At 69.5% G+C, this 21554-nt stretch carries 29 protein-coding genes; 15 read left to right on the forward strand and 14 right to left on the reverse strand.

Annotation, left to right across the window (positions count from 1 at the left end):
* The first annotated feature begins 6 nt into the window (after nucleotides 1–6).
* Nucleotides 7–819 carry a glycosyltransferase gene (locus tag FREUN1FDRAFT_RS08360; RefSeq protein ID WP_006539565.1) on the forward strand — a complete coding sequence of 271 codons (813 nt, stop codon included), beginning with the start codon at nucleotides 7–9 and terminating at the stop codon, nucleotides 817–819.
* Between the two features lie 78 nt (nucleotides 820–897).
* Here the strand turns inward: FREUN1FDRAFT_RS08360 and FREUN1FDRAFT_RS08365 are convergent, their stop codons facing one another.
* Nucleotides 898–1731 carry a PIG-L deacetylase family protein gene (locus FREUN1FDRAFT_RS08365; RefSeq protein ID WP_006539566.1) on the reverse strand — a complete coding sequence of 278 codons (834 nt, stop codon included), beginning with the start codon at nucleotides 1729–1731 and terminating at the stop codon, nucleotides 898–900.
* A 121-nt stretch (nucleotides 1732–1852) separates the two neighbouring features.
* Complete coding sequence (locus FREUN1FDRAFT_RS08370; protein WP_006539567.1) at nucleotides 1853–2392, reverse strand: TetR/AcrR family transcriptional regulator; 540 nt, start codon at nucleotides 2390–2392, stop codon at nucleotides 1853–1855.
* 141 nt (nucleotides 2393–2533) lie between these two features.
* On the opposite strand from FREUN1FDRAFT_RS08370, the gene FREUN1FDRAFT_RS40620 reads away from it, so the two are divergent.
* Nucleotides 2534–3316, forward strand: coding sequence for a nuclear transport factor 2 family protein (locus tag FREUN1FDRAFT_RS40620; RefSeq protein ID WP_232295097.1), 783 nt, complete (start codon nucleotides 2534–2536; stop codon nucleotides 3314–3316).
* Nucleotides 3317–3481: 165 nt separating this feature from the next.
* Here FREUN1FDRAFT_RS40620 and FREUN1FDRAFT_RS08380 read toward each other — a convergent pair whose 3' ends face one another.
* Together FREUN1FDRAFT_RS08380 and FREUN1FDRAFT_RS08385 are read right to left on the reverse strand one after the other, a co-directional pair.
* Nucleotides 3482–4147 (reverse strand): class I SAM-dependent methyltransferase, encoded by a 666-nt coding sequence (locus tag FREUN1FDRAFT_RS08380; protein WP_006539569.1) that lies wholly within the window; start codon nucleotides 4145–4147, stop codon nucleotides 3482–3484.
* A gap of 61 nt (nucleotides 4148–4208) precedes the next feature.
* The gene (locus FREUN1FDRAFT_RS08385) at nucleotides 4209–4751 is read right to left on the reverse strand and encodes a hypothetical protein (protein ID WP_006539570.1); all 543 of its coding nucleotides are present in this window, start codon (nucleotides 4749–4751) and stop codon (nucleotides 4209–4211) included.
* Between the two features lie 96 nt (nucleotides 4752–4847).
* Between FREUN1FDRAFT_RS08385 and FREUN1FDRAFT_RS08390 the strand changes: the two genes are divergently transcribed.
* Nucleotides 4848–5285 (forward strand): MarR family winged helix-turn-helix transcriptional regulator, encoded by a 438-nt coding sequence (locus FREUN1FDRAFT_RS08390; protein ID WP_006539571.1) that lies wholly within the window; start codon nucleotides 4848–4850, stop codon nucleotides 5283–5285.
* Between the two features lie 67 nt (nucleotides 5286–5352).
* On the opposite strand, the gene FREUN1FDRAFT_RS08395 is transcribed toward FREUN1FDRAFT_RS08390, so the two are convergent.
* Together FREUN1FDRAFT_RS08395 and FREUN1FDRAFT_RS08400 are read right to left on the reverse strand one after the other, a co-directional pair.
* The gene (locus FREUN1FDRAFT_RS08395) at nucleotides 5353–6039 is read right to left on the reverse strand and encodes a hypothetical protein (protein ID WP_006539572.1); all 687 of its coding nucleotides are present in this window, start codon (nucleotides 6037–6039) and stop codon (nucleotides 5353–5355) included.
* Nucleotides 6040–6189: 150 nt separating this feature from the next.
* Nucleotides 6190–7464 (reverse strand): M20 family metallopeptidase, encoded by a 1275-nt coding sequence (locus tag FREUN1FDRAFT_RS08400; protein ID WP_035950863.1) that lies wholly within the window; start codon nucleotides 7462–7464, stop codon nucleotides 6190–6192.
* Here FREUN1FDRAFT_RS08400 and FREUN1FDRAFT_RS43565 point away from each other — a divergent pair.
* A complete protein-coding gene (locus tag FREUN1FDRAFT_RS43565) occupies nucleotides 7454–8224 on the forward strand; it encodes a hypothetical protein (protein WP_157474461.1) in 771 nt (256 codons plus the stop codon). The two genes, FREUN1FDRAFT_RS08400 and FREUN1FDRAFT_RS43565, sit on opposite strands and share 11 nt — an antisense overlap.
* Nucleotides 8225–8263: 39 nt before the next feature.
* Here FREUN1FDRAFT_RS43565 and FREUN1FDRAFT_RS43570 read toward each other — a convergent pair whose 3' ends face one another.
* Entirely contained in the window at nucleotides 8264–8401 is a 138-nt protein-coding gene (locus FREUN1FDRAFT_RS43570; protein WP_157474463.1) for a hypothetical protein, read from the reverse strand.
* On the opposite strand from FREUN1FDRAFT_RS43570, the gene FREUN1FDRAFT_RS08410 reads away from it, so the two are divergent.
* The gene (locus tag FREUN1FDRAFT_RS08410; RefSeq protein WP_006539575.1) at nucleotides 8401–8748 is read left to right on the forward strand and encodes a hypothetical protein; all 348 of its coding nucleotides are present in this window, start codon (nucleotides 8401–8403) and stop codon (nucleotides 8746–8748) included. The two genes, FREUN1FDRAFT_RS43570 and FREUN1FDRAFT_RS08410, sit on opposite strands and share 1 nt — an antisense overlap.
* A 9-nt stretch (nucleotides 8749–8757) precedes the next feature.
* On the opposite strand, the gene FREUN1FDRAFT_RS08415 is transcribed toward FREUN1FDRAFT_RS08410, so the two are convergent.
* Together FREUN1FDRAFT_RS08415 and FREUN1FDRAFT_RS08420 are read right to left on the reverse strand one after the other, a co-directional pair.
* A complete protein-coding gene (locus FREUN1FDRAFT_RS08415) occupies nucleotides 8758–9522 on the reverse strand; it encodes a class I SAM-dependent methyltransferase (protein ID WP_006539576.1) in 765 nt (254 codons plus the stop codon).
* A 421-nt stretch (nucleotides 9523–9943) separates the two neighbouring features.
* A complete protein-coding gene (locus FREUN1FDRAFT_RS08420; protein WP_157474465.1) occupies nucleotides 9944–10561 on the reverse strand; it encodes a hypothetical protein in 618 nt (205 codons plus the stop codon).
* 980 nt (nucleotides 10562–11541) lie between these two features.
* Here FREUN1FDRAFT_RS08420 and FREUN1FDRAFT_RS08425 point away from each other — a divergent pair.
* Nucleotides 11542–11865: a penicillin-binding transpeptidase domain-containing protein gene (locus FREUN1FDRAFT_RS08425; RefSeq protein ID WP_035950813.1), complete on the forward strand. Its 324-nt coding sequence runs from the start codon at nucleotides 11542–11544 to the stop codon at nucleotides 11863–11865.
* Nucleotides 11866–11880: 15 nt separating this feature from the next.
* On the opposite strand, the gene FREUN1FDRAFT_RS08430 is transcribed toward FREUN1FDRAFT_RS08425, so the two are convergent.
* Entirely contained in the window at nucleotides 11881–12756 is an 876-nt protein-coding gene (locus FREUN1FDRAFT_RS08430) for a helix-turn-helix domain-containing protein (protein WP_050795785.1), read from the reverse strand.
* Between the two features lie 185 nt (nucleotides 12757–12941).
* Here FREUN1FDRAFT_RS08430 and FREUN1FDRAFT_RS08435 point away from each other — a divergent pair, with 185 nt between their 5' ends.
* Nucleotides 12942–13364 (forward strand): nuclear transport factor 2 family protein, encoded by a 423-nt coding sequence (locus FREUN1FDRAFT_RS08435; RefSeq protein ID WP_006539580.1) that lies wholly within the window; start codon nucleotides 12942–12944, stop codon nucleotides 13362–13364.
* A gap of 55 nt (nucleotides 13365–13419) precedes the next feature.
* On the opposite strand, the gene FREUN1FDRAFT_RS08440 is transcribed toward FREUN1FDRAFT_RS08435, so the two are convergent.
* On the reverse strand, nucleotides 13420–14136 hold the full coding sequence (locus FREUN1FDRAFT_RS08440) for an SDR family NAD(P)-dependent oxidoreductase (protein ID WP_083828613.1): 717 nt from the start codon (nucleotides 14134–14136) through the stop codon (nucleotides 13420–13422).
* A 59-nt stretch (nucleotides 14137–14195) separates the two neighbouring features.
* Here FREUN1FDRAFT_RS08440 and FREUN1FDRAFT_RS08445 point away from each other — a divergent pair, with 59 nt between their 5' ends.
* The 3 genes from FREUN1FDRAFT_RS08445 (at nucleotide 14196) to FREUN1FDRAFT_RS45010 (ending at nucleotide 16867) form a co-directional block, all read left to right on the forward strand.
* Entirely contained in the window at nucleotides 14196–14888 is a 693-nt protein-coding gene (locus FREUN1FDRAFT_RS08445; protein WP_050795780.1) for a LysR family substrate-binding domain-containing protein, read from the forward strand.
* 186 nt (nucleotides 14889–15074) lie between these two features.
* A complete protein-coding gene (locus FREUN1FDRAFT_RS08450; protein ID WP_006539583.1) occupies nucleotides 15075–16343 on the forward strand; it encodes an ATP-binding protein in 1269 nt (422 codons plus the stop codon).
* Nucleotides 16340–16867: an ATP-binding cassette domain-containing protein gene (locus FREUN1FDRAFT_RS45010; protein WP_050795781.1), complete on the forward strand. Its 528-nt coding sequence runs from the start codon at nucleotides 16340–16342 to the stop codon at nucleotides 16865–16867. The genes FREUN1FDRAFT_RS08450 and FREUN1FDRAFT_RS45010 overlap by 4 nt, the downstream gene beginning before the upstream one ends.
* A gap of 207 nt (nucleotides 16868–17074) precedes the next feature.
* On the opposite strand, the gene FREUN1FDRAFT_RS08460 is transcribed toward FREUN1FDRAFT_RS45010, so the two are convergent.
* The gene (locus FREUN1FDRAFT_RS08460) at nucleotides 17075–17527 is read right to left on the reverse strand and encodes a group II truncated hemoglobin (protein WP_006539585.1); all 453 of its coding nucleotides are present in this window, start codon (nucleotides 17525–17527) and stop codon (nucleotides 17075–17077) included.
* 64 nt (nucleotides 17528–17591) lie between these two features.
* On the opposite strand from FREUN1FDRAFT_RS08460, the gene FREUN1FDRAFT_RS08465 reads away from it, so the two are divergent.
* Entirely contained in the window at nucleotides 17592–18566 is a 975-nt protein-coding gene (locus FREUN1FDRAFT_RS08465) for a LysR family transcriptional regulator (RefSeq protein ID WP_006539586.1), read from the forward strand.
* A gap of 213 nt (nucleotides 18567–18779) precedes the next feature.
* Entirely contained in the window at nucleotides 18780–19106 is a 327-nt protein-coding gene (locus FREUN1FDRAFT_RS08470) for an NYN domain-containing protein (RefSeq protein ID WP_006539587.1), read from the forward strand.
* Nucleotides 19107–19374: 268 nt separating this feature from the next.
* On the opposite strand, the gene FREUN1FDRAFT_RS08475 is transcribed toward FREUN1FDRAFT_RS08470, so the two are convergent.
* Nucleotides 19375–19740: a transcriptional regulator gene (locus tag FREUN1FDRAFT_RS08475; protein ID WP_006539589.1), complete on the reverse strand. Its 366-nt coding sequence runs from the start codon at nucleotides 19738–19740 to the stop codon at nucleotides 19375–19377.
* Nucleotides 19737–20009 (reverse strand): hypothetical protein, encoded by a 273-nt coding sequence (locus FREUN1FDRAFT_RS45015; RefSeq protein WP_006539590.1) that lies wholly within the window; start codon nucleotides 20007–20009, stop codon nucleotides 19737–19739. The genes FREUN1FDRAFT_RS08475 and FREUN1FDRAFT_RS45015 overlap by 4 nt, the downstream gene beginning before the upstream one ends.
* 27 nt (nucleotides 20010–20036) lie before the next feature.
* On the opposite strand from FREUN1FDRAFT_RS45015, the gene FREUN1FDRAFT_RS08485 reads away from it, so the two are divergent.
* From FREUN1FDRAFT_RS08485 to FREUN1FDRAFT_RS08495, 3 genes are all read left to right on the forward strand, one after another.
* Nucleotides 20037–20612, forward strand: a complete 576-nt coding sequence (locus FREUN1FDRAFT_RS08485) for an HhH-GPD-type base excision DNA repair protein (protein WP_006539591.1) — start codon at nucleotides 20037–20039, stop codon at nucleotides 20610–20612.
* 309 nt (nucleotides 20613–20921) lie between these two features.
* A complete protein-coding gene (locus FREUN1FDRAFT_RS46030; protein WP_006539592.1) occupies nucleotides 20922–21068 on the forward strand; it encodes a hypothetical protein in 147 nt (48 codons plus the stop codon).
* Nucleotides 21065–21358: a ribbon-helix-helix protein, CopG family gene (locus FREUN1FDRAFT_RS08495; protein WP_006539593.1), complete on the forward strand. Its 294-nt coding sequence runs from the start codon at nucleotides 21065–21067 to the stop codon at nucleotides 21356–21358. The genes FREUN1FDRAFT_RS46030 and FREUN1FDRAFT_RS08495 overlap by 4 nt, the downstream gene beginning before the upstream one ends.
* Nucleotides 21359–21554 lie beyond the last annotated feature (196 nt).

Below are 21554 nucleotides of genomic sequence, written 5' to 3' on the forward strand. Positions count from 1 at the left end.
GTGACGGTGACGGAGCCCGTGACCGGCGATGGTCTGAAGATCTTGTTTCTGTGTGAACAGTACCCGCCAGTTGTATGGGACGGCGCCGGCATCTACACCGCTGTAATAGCGGGGGTGCTTACCGCGCTCGGCCACGAGGTGCATGTTCTGTGCGCACAGGGACGCCGGATCGTGGACGAGATTCACGACGGGGTGCGGGTTCATCGCCGTCCGCTGCTGCGCGTTCCCGCCACGCGCATGCTGGGCCGCTACGGTCGGGTGATCGCGGGCCGTCACCACTCTCGGGACTCGCTGAGCCTGCGCGCGAGCCTCGCCGCGTCCTATGCGTTCTGGCTGCGCCGGCTGGGCCTGCGGCCCGACGTCATCGAGACTCAGGACGGCGACAGTCGCGGGCTGATCCGCATCCTGGGTCACACCTATCCGCCGGTGATCCACCTGCACTGCCCGACGATGCTGCCGCCCCGGTTGTCGGGCGAGGAGCTGTCCTGGAAGGGTCGGGTCGCCGATCGCGTTGACCGGGCCGTCGTGGCGTGGGCCGACGCCAGCGGTCGCCCGGTCGTCGCCACCGCCCGGACCGGGATCGCCCCCTATCTGGAACGTCACGGCGCGGGCGTGGTCGTGCCGCCGGACGACCCCGAGGCACTGGCCGCCGCGTTGCGTCCGCTGCTCGTCGATCCGGGACTCGCCGTGACGGTAGGTGCCCGCGGCCGCGCGGCGGTGGCCGACTTCGAGCCGCGAGCCGTCGCGATGCGCCGCGAGCGGGTCTATCGCCAGGCCATCTCCCGTTTCGAGACCCGCCGCGGAACAAGCCCGCGATAAGCCCGCGATGAGTCCGCGATGAGTCCGCTCACCCTGGAGATGTGAACGGCCCGCCGCCCGCGCTGAGCCTCCGGCGTGTCAGGCCAGATGGTCGAGGGCGCCGACTTCCAGGTAGATCTCGACGGGGGAGCGGGTGGTCGCCGCGAGCAGGGAGGCAGGCAACGTAGGGGCGTTGCCTGCCTTGTCCGGCGTCGTCTGGCTGACGTGCTCGGCGAGCGCGGCGAGCTGGCGCTCCCGGTAGCCGCGAGCGTCGACCAGCAGGGGCCTGACCTCGCGAACCCGGTGAACGGGGTCGCCGAACACCCGCCGCGGTGACCAGCCCTCGGTGCCGTACCCCCGTGTCCAGGGCCAGTGGGTCCACAGCCACACCCCGTACTCCAGAACCTGACCGGTGTAGCCGGTCATGGCAGCGGCCCGGCGAGCGGCCGCGCCGCTGGCGTTGTGGTCGGGGTGCCCCTCGCAGGAGACCGGGATGAGCATCTGCTCCGGCTGGCATGCCTCCAGCAGCTCGGCGAGCCGCGCGCTCACCTCGTCGACCCGGTCGGAGATTGCGCCGTCGGGAAAATCCAGGAAGTGCTGCTGCTTCGCGTCGACGCCGAGCCGGCCGCCGGCCTTGCGGGCCTCCTCCCGCCTGATCACCGCGAGCTCCGCCGGGCTGATACCCGAGCGAGGCGCGGCCGCGCCGTCACTCACCACGGCTATGTGCACCGGCCTGCCGGCCTCCCGCTTGCGCAGGATCGACACGCCGCAGCCGAGCGTCTCGTCATCGGGATGCGGGGCGACGACCAGGGCGGATGTCTGGGCCATCCGGACCGTGAGATCCACACCGCGGCGTGCCCAGGCCCACCGGAAGCCGCGACGGAACGGCAGCAGCAACTCGTCCCGGCCCAGAAAGGTCGCCGCATCCGCCACGGCGTCACCCTACCCGCGGCTTTCGCCCGTCAGCGGGAGCCGACGCACCGGGCGGACGGGATGCCGGCTATGACCGCGCCGTTTCGAGCGACTCGGATCGGACGAGCGAAGACGCGGGCCCTTATGCGCTCAGCCCCGCGATCACCACATCGATCGCTCGGCTTATGGTTTGCGGTGTCGTCGGAGTGGTGGCGGATGCCTGGGCGAGTCCTCGGACCAGGAGATAGATCTCGTCGGCCCCGACGTCCCGGCGGATCGCCCCTGACCGCGCCGCGCGATCCAGGAGATCCTCGACGGTCGCGCGTAGCTTGTCCGCCGTCTGGCGGACGCTCGGCGGGAACTGTCCGTCCGGCATCTGGGACGCGAGGGTCAACTTCGTCGACCCGCCCTCGACCATGGTTCGCAGCAGGTCTCGGAACGCCTGTCCGGCGTCGGCTCGGCCGGCCAGGGTGGATGCCCGCTCATTGAGCAGGTCAAAGTGGCGGACCAGGGCTGCCTCCACCAGCGCGGCCTTCGTCGGAAAGTGGCGGAACACGGTCGCGATGCCGACCTCGGCGCGGCGCGCGACGTCCTCGGTGGAGCCGGCCGCGCCGTGCTCGCCGAACACCGCTTCGGCGGCGGCCAGGATGCGTTCGCGGTTGGCGACAGCGTTCCTCCGCATTGCGCACCTCCTTCCCGCCGGGACCAGGGCTTGCTAACGAAGTCTAGACTCCGTTAGCGTAGCGGAGTGGCGACTTCGTTTGGAGGCCCGATGCTACCGACACCTGACCCGGCCGACATCGTTCGTAGGGTCGCCGCTGGCGTGAGTCGGCTGATAGCCGACGATCTCGCGCCTGACGAGCAGGAGCACCTGCTTGACGCGCTCGCCGGCCTGTACGGGGAGCGGACGGACGTCCGGCATCCGTTTGCACCGTTGGGTGATCAACCATTGCGTACTCGCGCCGAACTGCGCCAGCACTTCGCCGGGTCGGCCGGGCGAGCAGCCGGCGTTCGGTCGTTCGCGCCGACGAACATGGTCGTGCACAGGACGGTGGATCCCGAGGTGGTGGTAGCGGAGTTCTCCTACTCCGGGTCGGCCGACCGCGGCGATTTCGCCGTGCCGTGCGTGTTCGTCGTCCGGGTCCGTGACGGGCGGATCGTTGAATCCCGTGACTACGGCGACCACATCGGCTTCGCCCGAGCCTTCGGCCAGCTCGAATCGTTGGCCCGGGCGCTCACCGACGCGACCGTTCGCGCACCCGCCGAGCCGACGGAGACCCAGCTGAGTCGGGGCCTCGCGCTTCGCATGCATGTGGCGTTCAACGCGCTCGACCTACCAGCGGTCGACGAGATCTTCGCCGCTGACTTCTACAGTCACCCGCTCCGGTCCCGCGGGCCCGACATGGTCAAGGAACGGTGGCTCGCCATGCGTACAGCCGCACCGGACCTGCGCACGGAGGTTGTTGACCTGATCGCCGAGGACGACCGTGCGGTGATCCGTTCCAGGCTGACCAACGACACCGGAGAACTCATCGAAGTCATCCGCGTCGCCGACGGACGGATCGCGGAGCTGTGGGGCGCTCGTACCGGTCCCGTAGCGGCGTGACCCTGCGTCGCGACCGGACTCTCGGCGTGGACGTCCATCGCGTCACCTGTTCGCTCGCGCCCCCGCTGCGGTCCTTCGCTCCGGCATCAGCGGAGCCGCAGATCGGAATCTGACGCTTCATGGTCAGGCAAGTGCGGACTGCCTCGTCGGCGATCCGGACCCGAGCTATGCCGGAAGCGATCGGCCGGCATCGGCCTTGCGCAGGACAACCTCGAGGCTGATGCCCTCGGCGCGGATCGTCGCGCCGCCGAACGCGCTGTCCGTGGCCAGCTCCTCGAACCGGTCCGGTGAGTAGGCGCGGCGCCGTAGCCCGTGCAGCGTCCGTCTCGTCATGGCCCCGTTGATCCGGTTCAGGCGCATCGAGGCCACCTCGCGGTCGATGTCGGTCGCCGTGGCCAGGTGGTTCATGTCCTCGATGACCGCCGTGCCGTCGGGGCGCAGGACGCGGTGGATCTCGTCGAGCGCCTTCCCGGGGCGGGTGAAGTTCTTGAACGCGGCCTGGCAGACGATCAGGTCGAAGCTGTCCGCCGGGAAGGGCATCTCGGCCGCGTCGCCGTGCCGGACGTCGACGCGGACATCCGCCGCGGCGGCCTGCTCGGCGACAATGTCAACGAACGTCCGGCTGATGTCGAGCGCGCTCACCGGGTACCGGCCCAGGCGCGCGATCTCGATGGCCAGGAAGCCGGGCCCGGGGGCGAGCTCCAGCACGGCCGCACCGTCGGCCAGGCCGTCGGTGAGTGCGGCGGCCTGCTTCCGGTAGGCCTCGCGCTGGGGCCCGGTCCCGCGCAGGCGCGTATACCAGCGCGCGATCGGGCCCTCCATGGTCATCATGCCGAACCTCTCTCGTCGGCTGTCCCTCATCAGGTCGTCTCCCGGATCGGTCGGGCCTGAGTTACCGGCGCGGGTTGGTGTTGGTGGCAGCGGTGGCGGTGGTGGCGGAGGTCGAAAAGCTGGCGGCGGGATCGGCGACCGTCGGCTGGTGCCCGGCTCGCCGCGAGGCCCGCGCATCGGCCAGGAACTCGCGAGTGAAGATCGCTGACAGGACGGCGGCCCCGCTCCGGCGGACCCGGATCTCTCCCCGGTCGACCCGGCCGGTGAGACGGATCGTCCGCCCGGCGAGCGCGCCGCGGCCATGGGCGTCCTTGACCCGGCCTCGATGGTCGAAGCGCAGACCCCACTGGTCGACGATGGCGTCATCGGGCACCAGCAGCTTGAGTACCGAGCGGTCCAGATCGACCCGGACCTCGACATCGCCGGCCGGGATGCCGGGGGAGCGCAGGTCGAGCAGGGCGCCGCCCCGGCGAGCGCGGACCTCGAAGATCCGGGCGGTGGTCCAGTGGCCAAGCTTGTGCACGATGGCCTCGAACGCCTGGACGTGGACCGGTGCGTCGACCGCGTCGACCGCGTCGACCGCGTCGGCGGGGAGGTTTGCCATCGTGGACCCCCTAGGGTGAAGGTAGTGGTCGTTGGCCGAGTATCTCGGTCGAGCAAGTATCTCGGCAAAACGAGATACTAGGAGAGGCGAGAGAGTTTGTCGAACGACGATGGCCGTGCCCGGATGGAGGCGGACGTCCTCGCCGCGGTCGTCCGCATGATCGCGGGGGCGGTCCTCTACAGCCACGAGGTGGCGGAGAAGATCGGGCTCGGCCCTAGCGACACGCAGTTCCTGACCCTCCTTGACGTGCACGGACCGCTGACGCCAGGGCGGTTGGCCGACCTGAGCGGCCTGCGGACCGGCACGGTCACCGGAGTGCTCGACCGCCTCGAGCGCGCCGGTTACGTCCGCCGGGAGCGCTCCGTCGAGGACCGGCGGAAGGTCATCGTGTCCCGCGTCGAGGAGCGGATCGCCACGGACATGGGCGCGTTCTACGGTTCCAAGGGAGCCGGCCTGATGGAGCTGCTCGACCGCTACGACGACGCCGAGCTGGCGATCGTGGCCGACTTCGTCACCCGCCTCGCCCAGCCCTGAGCGGGAGCCCGGCCGCACCGCGCCGGGTGCCCGGCCGGCGCGGACAGGAGGTGTCGGGCCGGAGGCGCTATGGCGTTCCGGACGGTACCGGTGGTGCGGGCGGTGCGGGCGGTGCGGGCGCTGGTTGCGGCGGCGGTGTTCTCGTGGCCAGCTCGGCTTCGATGTCGGGCAGCCAGAACGCCACTTCGAGGGTTTTGAGAGCAGCCCAGTGGGACAGTTCATGCCCGGCCCGCGTCGCGCCGACGAATCCCGCGAGGAAGGCCGCCACGCCGAACGCCGCCAAACCCCGCTCGTGGCTTACGACCAGCTCGACCGCGGCGACGACCGTGGCCAGGAGCATGGCAAGCCCGGCGTTGCGCAACGCTATTCCGCTGGCTCGCAGCCGGCTTATTTCCACCGCGGAGTCGGGTGCTTTGACCTCGATGGCCGCGAAGACGAGCGCCGGGTCGACCCGGACGAACGCCATCGACCGGGCGCCGGGAAAGCGGTCGAGGAACTCCCGCCGAGCATCGCGCCCCTGGCCCAGCCACCGTGGCATCCGCCGCCCCAGGAACCGGCGCGGGGCGTAGGTCAGATGGCCGAGCAGGTAGCTGGCGATGATCCCGCCCGCGATCAGCAGGGTGGAGTTGAGGTCGCCGACCTGCCCGAGATCGATCCACGACGCCCGGTCCAGGACGTACAGCAGCAGCGTCAGGTACAGCGAGCCGGGAACGGAGTAGGCGAAGATGTCGAAGACGCCGAGGCTGAGATTCACGCTCTCCTCTGTCCGGTCGTTCGTGTCCCACCCGACTCGGACCGAGCCCCGGTGCGCGCATGGTCGTTGGCACCGCACGCCGCACGGTGCCGCTGACTCTCCATGAGTGATTCTGCCGTGATCTACATCGAGCTGACCACTCCGGCGCCGCTACCTTGTGACGCCGGCCCGGGCGGCCAGCCAGCCCGCCATCGCGCGAACTCCGTAGCCGACTGCCCGCTCATCGGGATCGAAGGCGCCGAAATGCGGGTAGCTGGTCTCGACGGCCGCGCCGGGCGCGCGTACGCCGAGAAAGGTGTAGGTGCCGGGGTACCGGTCGAGGAAAAGCGCGAAGTCCTCACCGCTGTACGGGATCGCGGCCTCGATCGCCGCCACGTGATCGCCACCGAGCGCCCGCTGCAGGTGTCCCTCGATCGCGTGGCCGTCCCGCTCCGAGCAGACCAGCGCGGGAAACGGCGTGGCAGGGAAGTCGGCTGCTGCGCCTTCCGACCGCGCGAGATGTTCGACGTCCGCGCGGATCTCGGTGTACCGGTTCGGCGGCCAGCATCGGTAGGACAGTCGGACCACAGCGCCGACGGCCTGGGCCTGCATGAAGACGAACGTCGAGAGCGGACTGGACGGGGTCTGCAGGGCGGTGACAAGGCGCTCCAGGTCCTCGGAGGTGGCGGGGCGGGGTACCGTGCCGATAGCGCCGATCTCGCCGGCGAGCCGCGCGGCCCGGGTGGATGCGTCGGCGCCGGCGAGCGTGACGGTTCCGCGGTCCTGGCCCGGCAGGCCGTAGCCGGGTGTGACGAGAAATCGGCCGACCGGGAGCGGGCCGCAGTGCAGGGCATGGATCTCCGCGGGTCGGACCTGGCTGAACACGCCGTCAGCGAGCATCGCCGCCGCGCCGGTGAGGGACTCCTCGGCCGGTTGGAAGACGAACACCACCGAGCCGGCGAGCTGGGCGCGTAGCCGGGCGAGGACCTGCGCGGCGCCGACTCCGATCGCGATGTGGAGGTCGTGCCCGCACAGGTGCGCCGCCACCGCACCGCCGTTGATCTGCCCGTCTGGCGGGACCGCGTCCATGTCCGCCCGATAGGCGATCGTCCGGCCCCGACGGGAGCCGTGCAGCACGGCCACGACTCCGTAGCCGCCGACGCCCGTGGTGACGTCGAGCCCGGCCGCTCGCAGCCGTCCCGCCACCAGCTCGGACGTCCGACGTTCCTGCCCTGCGGTCTCGGGGTGGCGATGGATGTCGCGGCGGAGCTCGATGAGGTCGCGATCCAGGCGGGCAGCGACCGCGTTCAGTGCGGACTGGCTGATGGGCCCTGAGGCCAGTTCGTGTGCTGACGCCCAGACCGGGGTCAGGCCCGCCCAGGTCACGCCCGCGACTGCGCCGCCGATGACAGCGCGCCGGTCCGGGCGGTGGTCCGTGTTCGACATGGCTTCAGACTGGTGCGAGATCAGGGAAACCACACTGCCGCCAGCCACCGTTCCGATCTGGGGGCCAGCCCCACCCCGTGGCCTGGCCGCGCAGGCTCGCCGAGTCAAACAGGTGGCCGCAACCGGCCACCGGAAATCGGTTTTCTGGATGCCGGCGGAGCTCTCGTCGATGATGAGCCCGCCAGGCGTGTCACCGACACCATTCGATCCTTTTGGCGGTTACGACTCAATTCCAACGCGCGACACTACGGAGATCTCGATGTGGTCAAGAATCAGAGCAGCTCTTCTCCTCGTTCCGGTTGCACTTGTGACGCTGATCGCCGGCTCTGTCCCCACGGCTAACGCCGCTGTCATCGTTCCGGTTACGTCGTGCACGAAATTCACCTCCGGCACCGTCATGGTGCCCGCTCCCTTCCTCCAGACAATTTACGGTCCGATTTCCCACGGTACCCGAGTCTCGGGGCCGCACGTGAATCAAATCGCCGAGGCCGGCCTCTTCAGCTCAGTCGCCAACAGCTTCAATCCCACCGGAATTTCCACCAGCTCCTACTCCGAAAGTTTCAAGCTGGAAACCAATTTTGGCTCCAGCGACGGAGTGGTGGGGCTCTTCTGTGGCTACCGGAAGCTGGAGACCTCCTACGGCCCCGTCGTCTTCGGGATCCAGTACTCGATGTCGAATCCCACCGGCCGATTCGGCAATGTGAACCTCCTGGCCAACCGGTTCTTCCCGGACGGCGGCGGCTGGCTTCCGCTCGCCTGACTGCCGGCGTCCTGACAGGGCAGCCGCAGCCCGACGCGTTTACCGGGAGCCGGTTTCGCTGTGGGTTCGGTCGATGAGAGCGGCGATGCCGTCGAGGATCCGGTCCACGCCGAAGAGGAACTCCTCGCGGCTGGCGCCCCACCACGTCCGGGCTGAGATGGCTCGCGGCCGTCGCAATGATCATCTTCTTCATCTTCACGCTGTCGTGGCTGGCCGCCGCGGTCGGTCTGCTCGCTGGCGGGCCCGAGGCGGCGAACTCGTTCACGTTCGTGCTGATGTTCATCCCGTATGTCAGCACGGCTTTCGTCCCAGCCCGCACAATGCCGACCGCACTCCGCGGCTTCGCGGAGCACCAGCCCTTCACGCCGATCATCGAGACCATGCGCGGGCTGTGGATGGGACAGACCTCGACCGGCGTGGCGCTCGGCCACGAGGCGTGGGTCGCGATCGCCTACTGCCTGGGCATCCTCGTAGTCTCCTTCGCCGGCGCGTCCTGGCTGTTCCGTCACCGCACCGCGGTGTGATCCCAGCCGTCATGGACCTGCGCGGTTGGTGGCCTCGAAGGTCCAGACCTCGGTGCCCGCGGTGGGGGATCGGCCCACCTTGTAGTCGGCATGCACGGCAACCGTGGTGAGGCCAGCCTCCTGGAGGAGGTCGTCGAACTCGTCGAGGTCCCAGATCTGGAGGGTGAACGGCTCCAGCTCGGCCTGCGCCAGGCGGCCGTCGCGCCACAGCTCGTACCGGCACCAGCTGGTCTGGCACCGGGGGTCGGTGGGCAGGCCGGGATGACAGGTGAGAGTGATCAGATCCGCGCCGTGCCACCAATGGCCCAGTGGCTCGGGCTGAGCGGGTGGGTTGATCGGCTCGACGTCGACGATGAGCCGTCCGCCCGGCACGAGGCTTTCCCGGATGTTCCGCAGCGCCTGGCGCGCCCGCTCCCGGCCGGTCACCAGGGCGAACGAGCCCGCGGGAATGATGACCGCGTCGAAGGCGGCCGGCTCGCGGAAGGCGACCATGTCCGCCTCGAACAGCACGGGGTCGAGGCCGTGCGCGGCGCAGTTGTCGCGGCAGATCGTGAGCATGTGGGCGGACGTGTCGTAGCCGCGCACCCGAAGCCCACTCTGGAGCAGCGGAATCAGAATCCGGCCGGTTCCCACGGCCGGTTCCAGGATCTCGCCGCCGACCTCGGCCAGCAGGGTCCGGTAGAACTCGACGTCCCCGAACGAGGTCCCGATCGGTTTGTCCAGCTGGTAAACCAGCGAGCACAGCCGTCCATACCGCGGCGGCGCCTCGGTCATGCCTCTCCCCTTCGGACGCGCACGCGTTGAGTTGCCGGATCAGGGCGCTGGCAGGATGTCGGCGCGCGCATCAGCGTACTGATTGACGTTCGCTGGCCGTGACGAGCCGGCGCCCAGGGGGCCGGGGCTGATCGGGCAGCAGCCGGCCGGCCGGTCAGACGGGCGCCGCGTCGACGTCGGTCGAGCGGCTGACGGCGTCCCATGAGTCGAGGTCGGCCCGGCGCCGGTCCTGAGCGACCCGAATCGACTCGACCGCGTCCGCTCGGCCTCGCCCTTGGCCGATGGCCAGTCCTTGTCTTCCGATATGGGCTAATCGGGAGCGTCGAGCCGCGGAAATCCGGTGACGGTCACCCCGATGAAAACCCGAGGTTGGAACTCGCAGGCATGGATCCTGTTCGGTCGGATCCCCGTGTAGAGGTCGTCAGGCCGCTGCGGCAGGGGTCTGATCTGCCTGATGCGAAGAGACGCCGACGGGGGCCGCCGTCGAGGGCTCGGGGCTGCTGACCGATGGCCGACCGATGATGGGGCGGGGCTGCTGGCTCCGCAGCTTCTCGGAGATCTGGTCGGCGATCTGCCGGATATCCTTCTCCGCCGGGGTGTTCACCGGGTGCGTGTACTCGACGGTCACCTCCACCTGGCCTTCTGCGAAGTACAGAATTTCGTAATAGTAATCCACCATGTAGGTGGGTGCCGCATAGTGGCAGAGGAACTGATGCCGGATGGCGGCACCGGCTGGCGGGGAAAGTGCCTTGCCGGAGGCCACCTCGATAATGCCGCCGTCTTCGTCGGGCTGGTCGGGCCCGCTGTCCCACATTTCGATCATGCAGTCGACGAAGCGTGTATTCTGCAGGTTCTTCAGATCCCGCTTGACCTGCTGTTTCGACACGATTTCGGCGGTCGAATCGATAGATCTCCCGCCTTCCGTTCCGGTGAAGTTGGCTCCGGTGGCTCCGGCCTCGGGATTACTTGCGAAAGCCGTGACCCGCAGGTTGAGGCACTCCGCCATAGCGGTGTCGTCTGCCTTGCCGATATTGGGCATCGTAGGGATCGCCCGGCGACTCGGTGAGGCCATCGGTGGCAGGCCCGGCGGTGAGCACATAGTCGTCCGGCCACAGACCGACATTCTTCGGCGTCGGCGATGCCGAGCTGGGCGATGCGGCCGCGCGGGTCGCGGTGGATTTTGTCGGGCCGTCATCGGTTCCGCAGGAGGTGACGGCGACGGCGACCAGCATCACCAGGCTCCCGCGCCACGCCGACCTCGGCCGGCCCCGCCGACATTCACGCGGCGACACCGTGACGGTACCGGCTGGTTGAAGTGGCAGCTGCCTTCCCCGGCTTGGACCCCAATACCCCACACCCATCAGACACCTCACAACGCCGACCGAACAATTGGTGAACGGATCTTCCGTGCGTCAGAGGTGCGTGCTACTTTGCGCACATATCGGACAGGAAGGGTTCGCGGGAAGATACCAGACAACCATTTCAACGTGCCTGGCGGTCGCCTCACCGGATCACCGCCAAAGCCTGGCGTGGGAGACGGGGGCGGGCTCCCGGCCCGGCACCGGCGACCGCCCGTGCCCGTGCTCCTCACACGCACGGATCGACCACGGGCGGAAACCCGCATAGTCGATCTCCTTGTCCCCCTCTACCAGAACGGTCGTCCACAGTGGCGAGGCCGTCTCCTCCGAACGCGGCTGGAGCGGCCCGGCGGGGGCGGGGTCCCGGCACCGCGCGGCGTTTCCGGCAGCCGTCCCGTCACGCCCGTGTCGGCCTTTGACGGTATGTATCGCTACCCGTAACGTTGCGCGGCATGGACCCGTGGACTTCGGATCCGGTCGAAGACCTTTAGGGGCAGACACGGGATGCGAGTCGGAGAACTCGGCCTCCTCGGGCGCGGAGTACGGCACGGCGAACGAGTGGCACAACCGTCCCCCCTCGGACACAGGGCGCGGGCGGGAGGATGCAGCTGGCCCGGCCGGGCGCCACGGGCGCCGCAAGCCGTGGAAGTTCATCGCGCTCGTGACGACCGTGGCCGCGGTCCTCGTGGTCGCGGAGCATCCGGACAGTTCCCTTGTCGCCATCCAGCCGTCGACCGGCCACATCCTGGCCATTGCCAACAACGCCGGCTACAACGACTTCGCGCTCACCGCGGCGGTGGCACCAGGCTCGACCAGAAAGATCATCTCTGCGGCGGCGCTGATCAGCCACGGGGTCGTGACCGCGAACACCCCGGTAGCCTGCCCAGCTGTCTACACGGTGCAGGGCATCAGCTACCACAACGACAAGGGCGAGTCCGAGCCGGCGTCGACGTCCTTCGTCCCATGCGCACACTGCGCGACTTGATGGTCGTGTCGCTCGTCATGTCGAGATATACGCGTTGTCGTGAGCCGGGCGCCCGTCCTCCCAGGCTGCCAGCAGACGCAGTGTCGCGGCGGACTCGGCGTCGACGGGCAGATACGTGAGCATGTTCTGCTGGTCGCCGGAGAGTCCGAGCGTCTCGAAGCGCAGGGTCAGCGGGCCGACGATCGGGTGACGGAACACCTTGATGCCGTGCGCCTTTGCGTGGACGTCGTGCTGGGCCCAGAACGCGCGGAACTCCGAACTCGTCCGTGACAGGTTGTCGACCAGCTCGGTCGTCGCGCGGTCGGCGTTCGCGGCGCTGGCCACGCGGAGAATCGCCACGGCGTCGCCGGCGACCCGCGGCCAGTCGACGTAGAGCCGCCTGGTCGCCGGATCGACGAACAACAACCAGACGGCGTTGCGGTGCTCGGGCGGCAGTACCGCGAAGTCGCAGATCAGCGCCGCGGCGAGCCGGTTCCACGCCAGGATGTCGAGGCGGGCGTTGACGACCAGCGCGGGCAGGCCGCCGAGCCCGTCGAGTAGCTCCTGAACCTCGGGGCGCACGTTTTCAGGACGGACGTGGGTGGCTGTGTCCGTGCCCGGATGGACAAGTCGCCGAAGGTGTGCCCGTTCGGTCTCGTCCAGGCGCAGCGCGCGAGCAACCGCGTCGAGCACCGAGTCCGACGGCCTCACCCTGCCCTGCTCCAGCCGGACGTAGTAGTCGACGCTCACCCCGACCAGAGCCGCCACCTCCTCCCGGCGCAGGCCGGGGACCCGGCGGGCACCGGTCGAGATCACCGCGACCTCGTCGGGTGACAGCCGGGCCCGCCGGGTGCGCAGGAAGTCTCGAAGCGGGTTCGCCGAGGCAGACCGAGGCGCGCTGGTGGAAGCCATACCAGCAGTGTGGACGAGCACGTGTCGGTTCAGACAGGGTCTGTCAGACCCATCCACCGCACTGCCCGGGGCTGCCCGCACCTCGGGTGCATCCCGGCCTGGTTGTGCCCGTCCTCAGACCGCGACGCTGATCCCGTTCGCACCGACGACCCGGGATCTCACCGGGACAGGACAGGAGACGACCCATGGCAACCGTGGACAGCAGGCTGGGCACCACAAACCTGGAGCGGGTTCAGGCGATCTACGCGGCGTTCGGGTCCGGGGACGTCGAAGGCGTGCTCGCGGCGTTGGCACCGGACGTCGTGTGGAGTAACGCCGGTCCCGCCGACCTCGCCTACTTCGGAGTTCGTACCGGTCGGGAACAGGTGGCGGAGGTGTTCGCCATCCTCGGCCAGGAGTTCGACATAGCCCACTTCGCGCCCGTCGAGTTCTTCGCCGCCGGCGAGCGGGTCGCCGTCCTGCTGGAGATGCGGGCGACGATCCGCTCGACCGGCCGATCGTTCACCGAGGACCTCGTCCACGTCTGGACGTTCGGCTCGGACGGCCTCGTCACCAGGCTCCAGGACATCCAGGACTCGGCCGGAGTCGCCGCCGCCCTTCGGCCCTGACCTGGGCACGCGTGGGCCCGCACGGCCGGCTACCGCACGGGCAGCGGTGGGCCGGTCAGGCGGGCGCCGCGTCGACATCGGTCGAGCGGCTGACGGCGTCCCACGAGGCGAGGTCGGCCCGGCGCCGGTCCTGGGCGGCCCGAATCGACTCGACCGCGTCCACGCCCAGGGCCAGGTGCAGCGGCGCGGCCGGCGCGTCGAGGGCGGCGATGATCGCGTCGGCCGCCTTGCGCGGGTCGCCGGGCTGGCCGCCGTCCATCGAGTCGACGCCGGCGCGGGTCGGGCCGACGGTTGGCTCGTAGGCGTCGATGCGGCGGGAGCGGTGCATCCCGCGCCCGCCGAACGCGGTCCGGAACGCCCCCGGCTCGACGATCAGCACCCGGATGCCAAGCGGCTCCACCTCGGCCGCCAGCGACTCGGACAGCGCCTCAAGGGCGAACTTGGCCGAGCAGTACGCCCCGAACCCGGGCATCGTCACCTGGCCGCCCATCGAGCTGATCTGGACGACCGCGCCGCCGCCCCGCGCCCGCATCCCGGGCAGGACGGCCTGGGTCAGGGCGACCGGGCCGAAGTACATCGTCTCCATGAGTGTCCGCAGGTCGGACAGGTCGATCTCCTCGACCGCACCGACGGAGCCGTACCCGGCATTGTTGACGAGCACGTCGACCCGGCCGAACCGAGCGGTCGCAGCGCCGAGCGCCGCCTGGATCTGGGCCGGGTCGGTCACGTCCAGCGGCAGGGCCAGGGCCCGACCGTCGGCCGAGGCGACCAGGTCGTCGGCTCGCGGCCCGGGGCGACCTGTCGCCGCTTCGGGTCGGGTTCCTGGTCACGGTGGCGAACTACCTGATGCCCCCGGTTGTGCGGACCCTGCGCGAGAGCTACCCGCACATCGCCGTACGCGCCGAGGACCTGCCAATTGCCGCGTTGGTCGCGGGCCTGCGGGAGGGCCGGCTCGACGCCGCTCTCACCCGGCCGCCGCTGGTCGACGACCTCGAGAGCGAGGTCGTGCTGCGCGAGCCGGTCGCCGCCGTCCTGCCCGTGGGCCATCCGCTGGCCGGCCGCGACGAGTTGCGGGTGGCTGACCTGGCCGACGAGCCGTGGGTACTCACGCCGAGCCATTCCTGGCCGCCGTGGCACCGCAAGTACGAGACCGATTTCCGGCGGGCCGGCTTCTCCCCCCGGATCGTCGAGCGTGGGACGAGCCCGCAGGGCCTGTTGGCGCTGGTCGCGGCGGGCGTGGGCGTGACCCGCCTGCCATGCTCGTCCCGCTCCCTGCGCGACAGCGGGGTCGTCTTCGTCCCGCTCGCCGACGACGAGGCCGAGGTCGTCCTCGTCAGGTGGGCCGGCGGCGCGCCGCCCCACCGGCCTTCGACGCCCTTCGCCAGGTGGTCCACGACGTCGCCCGCACGACCGACCTGGCCGCCGCCGGCTGAGCGCCGACCTTCCCGGCGGCACGCCCCTCGCGGGGCCAGGTCAGCCGGCCCGGGGCGACCTCTGGGCGGCGGCTCGACGAAGCTACTGTGATCATGTGAGCCGGCGCCTGAGCCAGATCGCCTTCAAGCTAATCCTCATTGCGCGCTGATCTCGGCGGTTGAGTCCCAGATGGACAGCCTGCCCACACGACGTGGTCAAGGCCGGCGGCCTGCCAGAGGCAGACCTGTGAGCCTGCTATTGGAAGACCAGACTATCTGTCGTTGGTAGAGTAGAGACGTGGTCGACTATCGGCGTCGCGTCCTCGACGACACCCTGGACGCACTTCAGCCGCATCTTCGCGCGCTGTCGATCCATGGGCCGAAGGCGGTGGGCAAGACCGCGACCGCGATGCGGCGCGCAGAGTCGATCATCGATCTCGGCCTTCCCGGCCAGCGTGAGATCGTGGCCGCCGATCCGACCGTCCTGACCAGGCTGCCGGGGCCGGTCCTGGTCGACGAGTGGCAGCGCCTTCCCGAGGTGTGGGACCACGTGCGGCGCGCGGTCGACGCCGGCTCGCCGGCCGGTCACTTCATCATCGCGGGCAGCTCCGCACCCCGAGGGGCAGTGGTCCACTCGGGCGCAGGGCGTATCGTGCCGTTGCGGATGCGCCCGCTGAGCATGGCCGAGCGGGACGTCGACGAGCCGACTGTGAGCCTCGCCGCGCTCCTCGAAGGAAACGGCGACGTCGAGGGTGCGACCGCTGTGCGGTTGACGGACTACGTCGAGGAGATCACGGCCTCGGGCTTTCCCGCTATCCGCGGCCTGCCGCCGCGGGTGCGTCGAGCCGAACTCGATGCGTACCTGGACAATGTCGTTCAACGTGAGTTTCCCGAGCAGGGTTATCCGATCCGGCGCCCGACGGTGCTCCGTGCCTGGCTCGCGGCCTACGCTGCCGCCACGTCGACGACGACGGCCTACTCGAAAATTCTGGATGCGGCGACTCCCGGCCTGGGTAACAAGCCGGCCAAGGAGACCACTCTTGCCTATCGTGACGCCCTGTCGTCACTGTGGTTGCTCGACGCGGTCCCGCCGTGGATTCCCAGCCGGAACCATCTCGACCGGCTCGGCCGGTCCGCCAAGCACCACCTGGCGGACCCCGCACTGGCCGCGCGGCTGCTCGGACTCGACGCCTCCGCGCTGCTGCGGGCTGAGCAGGGCAATACCGTCCTGTCGGCGGGGACGATACTCGGGGCCCTGTTCGAGCATCTCGCCGCGCTCAGCATCCATACCTACGCCGAGGCCGCCGAGGCCCGGGTAGGTCACCTGCGTACCCAGAACAACGACCACGAGGTCGATCTGATAATCGAGCGCCCGGACGGCCGCGTGCTGGCGGTCGAGGTGAAGTTGGCCGACCGGGTTGAGGATTCCGACGTCAGGCACCTGACCTGGCTACGCGACCGAATCGGGACGGATCTGATCGACGCCCTCGTCATCTACGCGGGGGAGCACGCCTACCGTCGACGAGATGATGTCGTCGTAGTCCCGCTGGCGCTCTTCGGCCCGTGACCGTCGGCTGGAACGCACGACGGAGCCCGATCGGCGTCAAGAGCGCGATCAGCCTGACCGGTCAGTACGCCGCGATCGACGATCTGCTGACCGGCCGGGAGAACCTCGAGATGATGGCGCGGCTGCGCCACCTGCCGAGGCGCGAGGTCCGGCCCCGGGTCGACGAGCTGCTGGCGGAGTTCGACCTGGTCGACGCCCGGGACCGGCGGGTGAGGACCTACTCCGGCGGGATGCGCCGGCGCCTCGACCTGGCGGCCAGCATGGCGAGGCGGCTGACCTCGGGTGGTCGTTGTCCGCGGGCAGCTTCGCTACCCGAAGGCATGGCCTTCAGAACCCGCGCAGGCGAAGGGCATCGACGTCGCTCCGGCGGTCGATTTCGTGCGTCTTCCCTGCGAGGGCGCGTACCTGGACGCCGACGACTACGCAGCCTGCCGGGACCACACCGACTACACGGCGATCTGACCAGCAGCCCGGTGGCTGTCGCTGAGCGGTCGGCTACGGTGAGGGCGTGGGACTGCACCTGAGCCAGAACGCCGAAGCGGACGAGCTGCTGACGAACGACCCGTTGGCGCTGCTGATCGGGATGGTGCTGGACCAGCCGGTATCGGAACCATGGAGTGGGGCCGGGCGGTCTGCGTCTTCGTGGTGACGCATCGTCGGCGCGCGACCGTCTGCGGCAGGCTGGCCAGGCGCGCGCGGCAGCGCCGAGGCCTGCGAGGAGCCCAGCGGGCTCAGTCGTCAGCGTCCGGCTCCCACTGCCAGAGGGGTACCTCGCGGATCGGGTGCAGCTCGGCATCGGTGGCGGCCCAGGAGTTCTGCTGCGCGACCCGCGCGCCGAACTCGATGTGCTCCCGCACCGCCGTGCGGAACGGCGCGTCGTTGGGCATGCCGGCCTCGTCGAGTGCCTGAAGGTACGCCTCGACGAACCGCGCGCGCTGCTCGTCGGTGATCTGTAGATGCCGGTGCACGTCGATCAGGTACTGGAAGCCGACCTCACGGCTGAAGCGGTCGGGGCCGCCGAACGACTCCCCGGTGAACAAGGTGAGACGGTCGACATGTGTCGGCACGCGCTCGGGAAAGAGCTCACCCAACACCGAATCGGCGAGGGCTTTCTGATAAAAGAGCTCCTCCAGCCGGTGCAAGGCGGCATCACCGCCGGCATGGTCGTACAGCGTCTCCGCCATGGTGTCGGGGCCCCTCGCTCAGCATGCGCTGTCCTGCGCAACGACTGCATGAAACGGTAGGGCGATGCCCGAGGCAGGGGAAACAGAAGTTATCGGTGGCACTACAGCGGCCGTCGGTGGATCGCCGTCGCCGTCCCCCGTCCTACGGTTCGACCTCCGCCAGCTCAGCTACTTCGTGACGGTCGCCGAGGAGCTGAACTTCACGCGCGCGGCGCGGCGCCTGCGCGTGGCCCAGCAGTCGCTGAGCAGCGCGATCGCACGGCTCGAGTCGCTGGTCGGGTTCGACCTGTTCGAGCGGTCCCCCCGCGCGGTGGCGCTGACCGAACGCGGCTCCACGTGGCTGCCCTACGCCCGTGACCTGCTCGCCGTTGCGGAACGATGCGAGTCCGCCGCACATGACATCGCCGCCGGCGGCCGCGCCAGCCTGCGGATCGGGCTCGCCGCCACCGCGGCGGTCGAGATCACGCCGAGACTGCTGCAGGCCTATGCCCGGCGTCACCCCAGCGTCCGCGTCGCGACGAGACACTATGGCCTCGAAGATCCTGCGGGCGGCCTGCGTGCCCGCCTGAGCGACGTTGCGATCGTGCGGCCACCGTTCGACAGCGCGGGGCTGGACCTGGTCGTGGTGGCCACCGAGGCGAGGTTCGTGGCTCTCTGGGATGGTCATCCACTGTCGACCAGACAGACCGTCGGGTTCGAGGAGATTGCCGATCTTCCCTGGATCGATGTCGCCGCATCGGACCACGTCTGGTGCGCGTTCTGGCGGGTGAACGAGCGACGTACCAGACCGCCGCGGTTCGGCGCGCGGGGCCACACCCTGGACGATCTGCTCGACGCGGCCCGCGCGGGCTGGGCGGTCGGACTGGTCCCTGCCTCGATCGCCGGCGCGCAGCGATGGCCGGGTCTGGCATTTGTCGAGGTCGCGGACATCCCAGGCTCGGATGTCGCCGTCGCCTGGAACCCGGCTGCTCTGCCCGCGCCCGCCCGTCACTTCATCGACCTCGCGAAGACATTTGCCGTTGACTGGCCCTCCAGATGAAGACGTGGCCGAGGGTCGCCGCCGCGACGGTTCGGCTACGGCAGTCACTTTCTCCCCGCCGTCCTCCGGGACTGGCGAGGCTTTTTTCTAGATCGGCTACGTCATGCCCCCGCGAGTCGCTGTGTCGACCGCGGCCGTCCCAGCCCCGATCACCAGCCGGAGGCCGCGAGGACCAGCGACCGGCAGGCCGACCGCTGGGCCCGTGATCCGCGGGTGGTCGTTGTCCGCCGGCAGCTCCGCTACCCGAAGGCATGGCCGGCCGAACCCGCGCAGGAGAAGGGCATCGACGTCGCGCTCGCCGTGGATTTCGTGCGCCTTGCCTGCGAAAGCGCGTACGACGTGGGCGTCCTGTTCAGCCGCGACACGGACCTTGTCCCCGCGCTGGAGACCGTCCGTGATCTCGGTGCTCATGTGGAGGTCGCGAGCTGGAAGGGCACGAGCCGACTCCGCTTCCCCGACTCACAGCTTCCCTGGTGCCACTACCTGGACGTCGACGACTACGCGGCCTGCCGGGACCACACCGACTACACGGCGGTGTGAGCGACGGGGTGATGTCCGCCGCGGCACGGTCGGCCGTATCTGCCGGGACCGGGCAGGATGGTTAGGTGAGGACGATCGGGATTCTGCTGTTCGACGACTTCGAGGAACTCGACGCGATCGGACCGTGGGAGGTGCTGTCGTTCTGGACGCGGATGTTTCCTGACGACAGCTGGCAGGTTACGACGCTCTCCCGGGGCGGCAGGCCAGTCACCGCCGCCAAGGGACTCGTCGTCCATCCCGAGCACTCGTACGAGACGGTTCCACCGCTTCAGGTGCTGATCCCTCGCGGCGCCCTGACCCACTCGGTGGGTCTGGCCGCCGGCTGGTCCGCGGGGTCGAGCGAGGCGGTTCCGAGGATCTCCCGGAGGACGTCCACGTGTCCCTCGTAGGCGGCGCGGCCGGAGTCGGTGAGCGACAGGCTGGTCCGGACGCGCGAGGCGAAGGTGGCCTTGTGGATGGTGAGGTAACCGGCGTCGCGCAGGACGCGGACGTGCTTGGATAGGACGGAGTCCGCGACGCCGAGCCCCTCGCGCACGGTTGTGAAGTCGGCGGAGTCGACAGCTGAGAGCATCGCGCAGATCTGCAGCCGGTTCGGCGCGTGCACGATCTCGTCGAAACGCGCCGCGGCGGTCACGACCCCGCCCGCAGCCGGGCCCCCAGGACCGCGTCGGTCCAGCGCCCGAATGTGACGGTAAGCAGCGCGGCGAGCAGGCCCGCGACGAGGAACACGCCATGTATGCCGCGATCCAGACCGAGCCAGCAGGTGTCGACGTGATCCGGGCATCGGACGGGGCCGGCCCGCGCCGCGTAGTGGCTGTGGTGCCGGTACTCGGGCGCCGCCGACCGCGAGGTGTGCAGGCACGACGCAGAGCACCCGGCGATCTGACCAGCGTCGCCGGCCATCGAAACGCGGTCGGCTACGGTGGTGTCGTGGGACTGCACCTGAGTCAGATCGCCGAGGCGGACGAGCTGCTGACCAACGACCCGCTGGCGCTCCTTATCGGCATGGTTCTGGACCAGCAGTTTCCCCTGGAACGTGCCTTCGCGGCGCCGTACGAGCTGACGCGGCGACTTGGGCGTCCGCTCGATGTGGGGGAGATCGCGTCCTTCGACCCCGAGGCACTGAGCGCGATCTTCGCCACGCCGCCGGCGCTCCACCGGTTTCCCGGCTCGATGGCGAAGCGCGTCCAGGCCGTGTGCCAGGTGTTGGTGGACAACTACGGCAGCGACCCAACGCAGGTGTGGAGCACCGCGGCCGACGGCCAGGAGCTGCTGAAGCGGATCGGTGCGCTCCCAGGTTTCGGCGCCCAGAAGGCGAAGATCTTCGTCGCACTGCTCGGCAAGCAGCTCGGCGTCAGGCCGCCCGGCTGGCGTGAGGCGACGGCTCCCTACGGCGACGAAGGCAGCCGTCGGTCGGTCGCCGACATCACCAGCCCCGAGACTCTGCTCGAGGTCCGTGATTTCAAGAAGCAGATGAAGGCCGCGGCCAAGGTTGCAGCCTCCTGACCTGCGGGTTTGTGGGCGAACGTCCCACCCTGCCCGTGGGGCGTCCGCTGCGCGGCCAAGGCCGTGCGTCTGCGTTAGGTGCCGTGTTTACTCGCTGTGGTCGCTGTCCGGCGCTCGCTCGCGCGTGTGAGTAGATGTGTGACACTGTAAGTTGTGGTGGATGGCCTTTGGTGGGACCAGGAGGACGCTGAGTACATCCGACATCGTTCTGATCGTTACCCGGGCGCGACCGACATCGAGCCAGAGTGGACCTTGGAGGCGGTGAAGGACCCGCGGAGGATCGTTCGTGACCCGGACCCGAGGAGCAGGGTGGGCGCGGCTCGCCTGATCGGATACTCGCGTAGTGCCGGGTTCGTGCTGACCGTGATCGTCGATCCGACCGACGAGGCTGGGATCACCGCGTGGAAGACCCGCGGAAGCGATCTTCGGGACTATCTGGAGGGGGAGCGGCGGTGACTGATGCACCCAGGCGTGCCCGGCGTGACGCGATCCGAGCCGAGTACGCGGCCGAGGAGGCCGAGGCTGCCGAGGCGGAGGCTGTCGAAGCAGAGCAGGCTGTCGTGTCTGTGAGAGTTCCCGCCTCGTTGGCCGAGGCTCTCAAGGCCCGTGCGGCAGCCGAGCACCTGCCGACCTCGGCGTTGGTCCGGCGCATCCTTGCTCGGGCCGTCCAGAGCCCCGATGCGCCTGTCGTGAGTGTGGAGCAGGTCGAAGAGATCGTGCGCAGGGTCCTCCGTGAATCAGCGTGATTTGCGGTCCGCAAACAGTCCGCAGAACGCCGGAAAATTGCCCACACCAGTGGCAACTGCTGAAAGCGGCAACCGCGGGTCAGGCAGCCTGCAGACCGGATAGGTGCAGGTCGAAGGGCTACGCCGTGGCACGAAGCAGATGAAGGCCGCGGCCAAGGCGCAGGCCAGCTGACCTGCGGTTTTCACGCTATAGTCG

Source organism: Parafrankia sp. EUN1f, from assembly GCF_000177675.1.
Classification (GTDB): domain Bacteria; phylum Actinomycetota; class Actinomycetes; order Frankiales; family Frankiaceae; genus Parafrankia.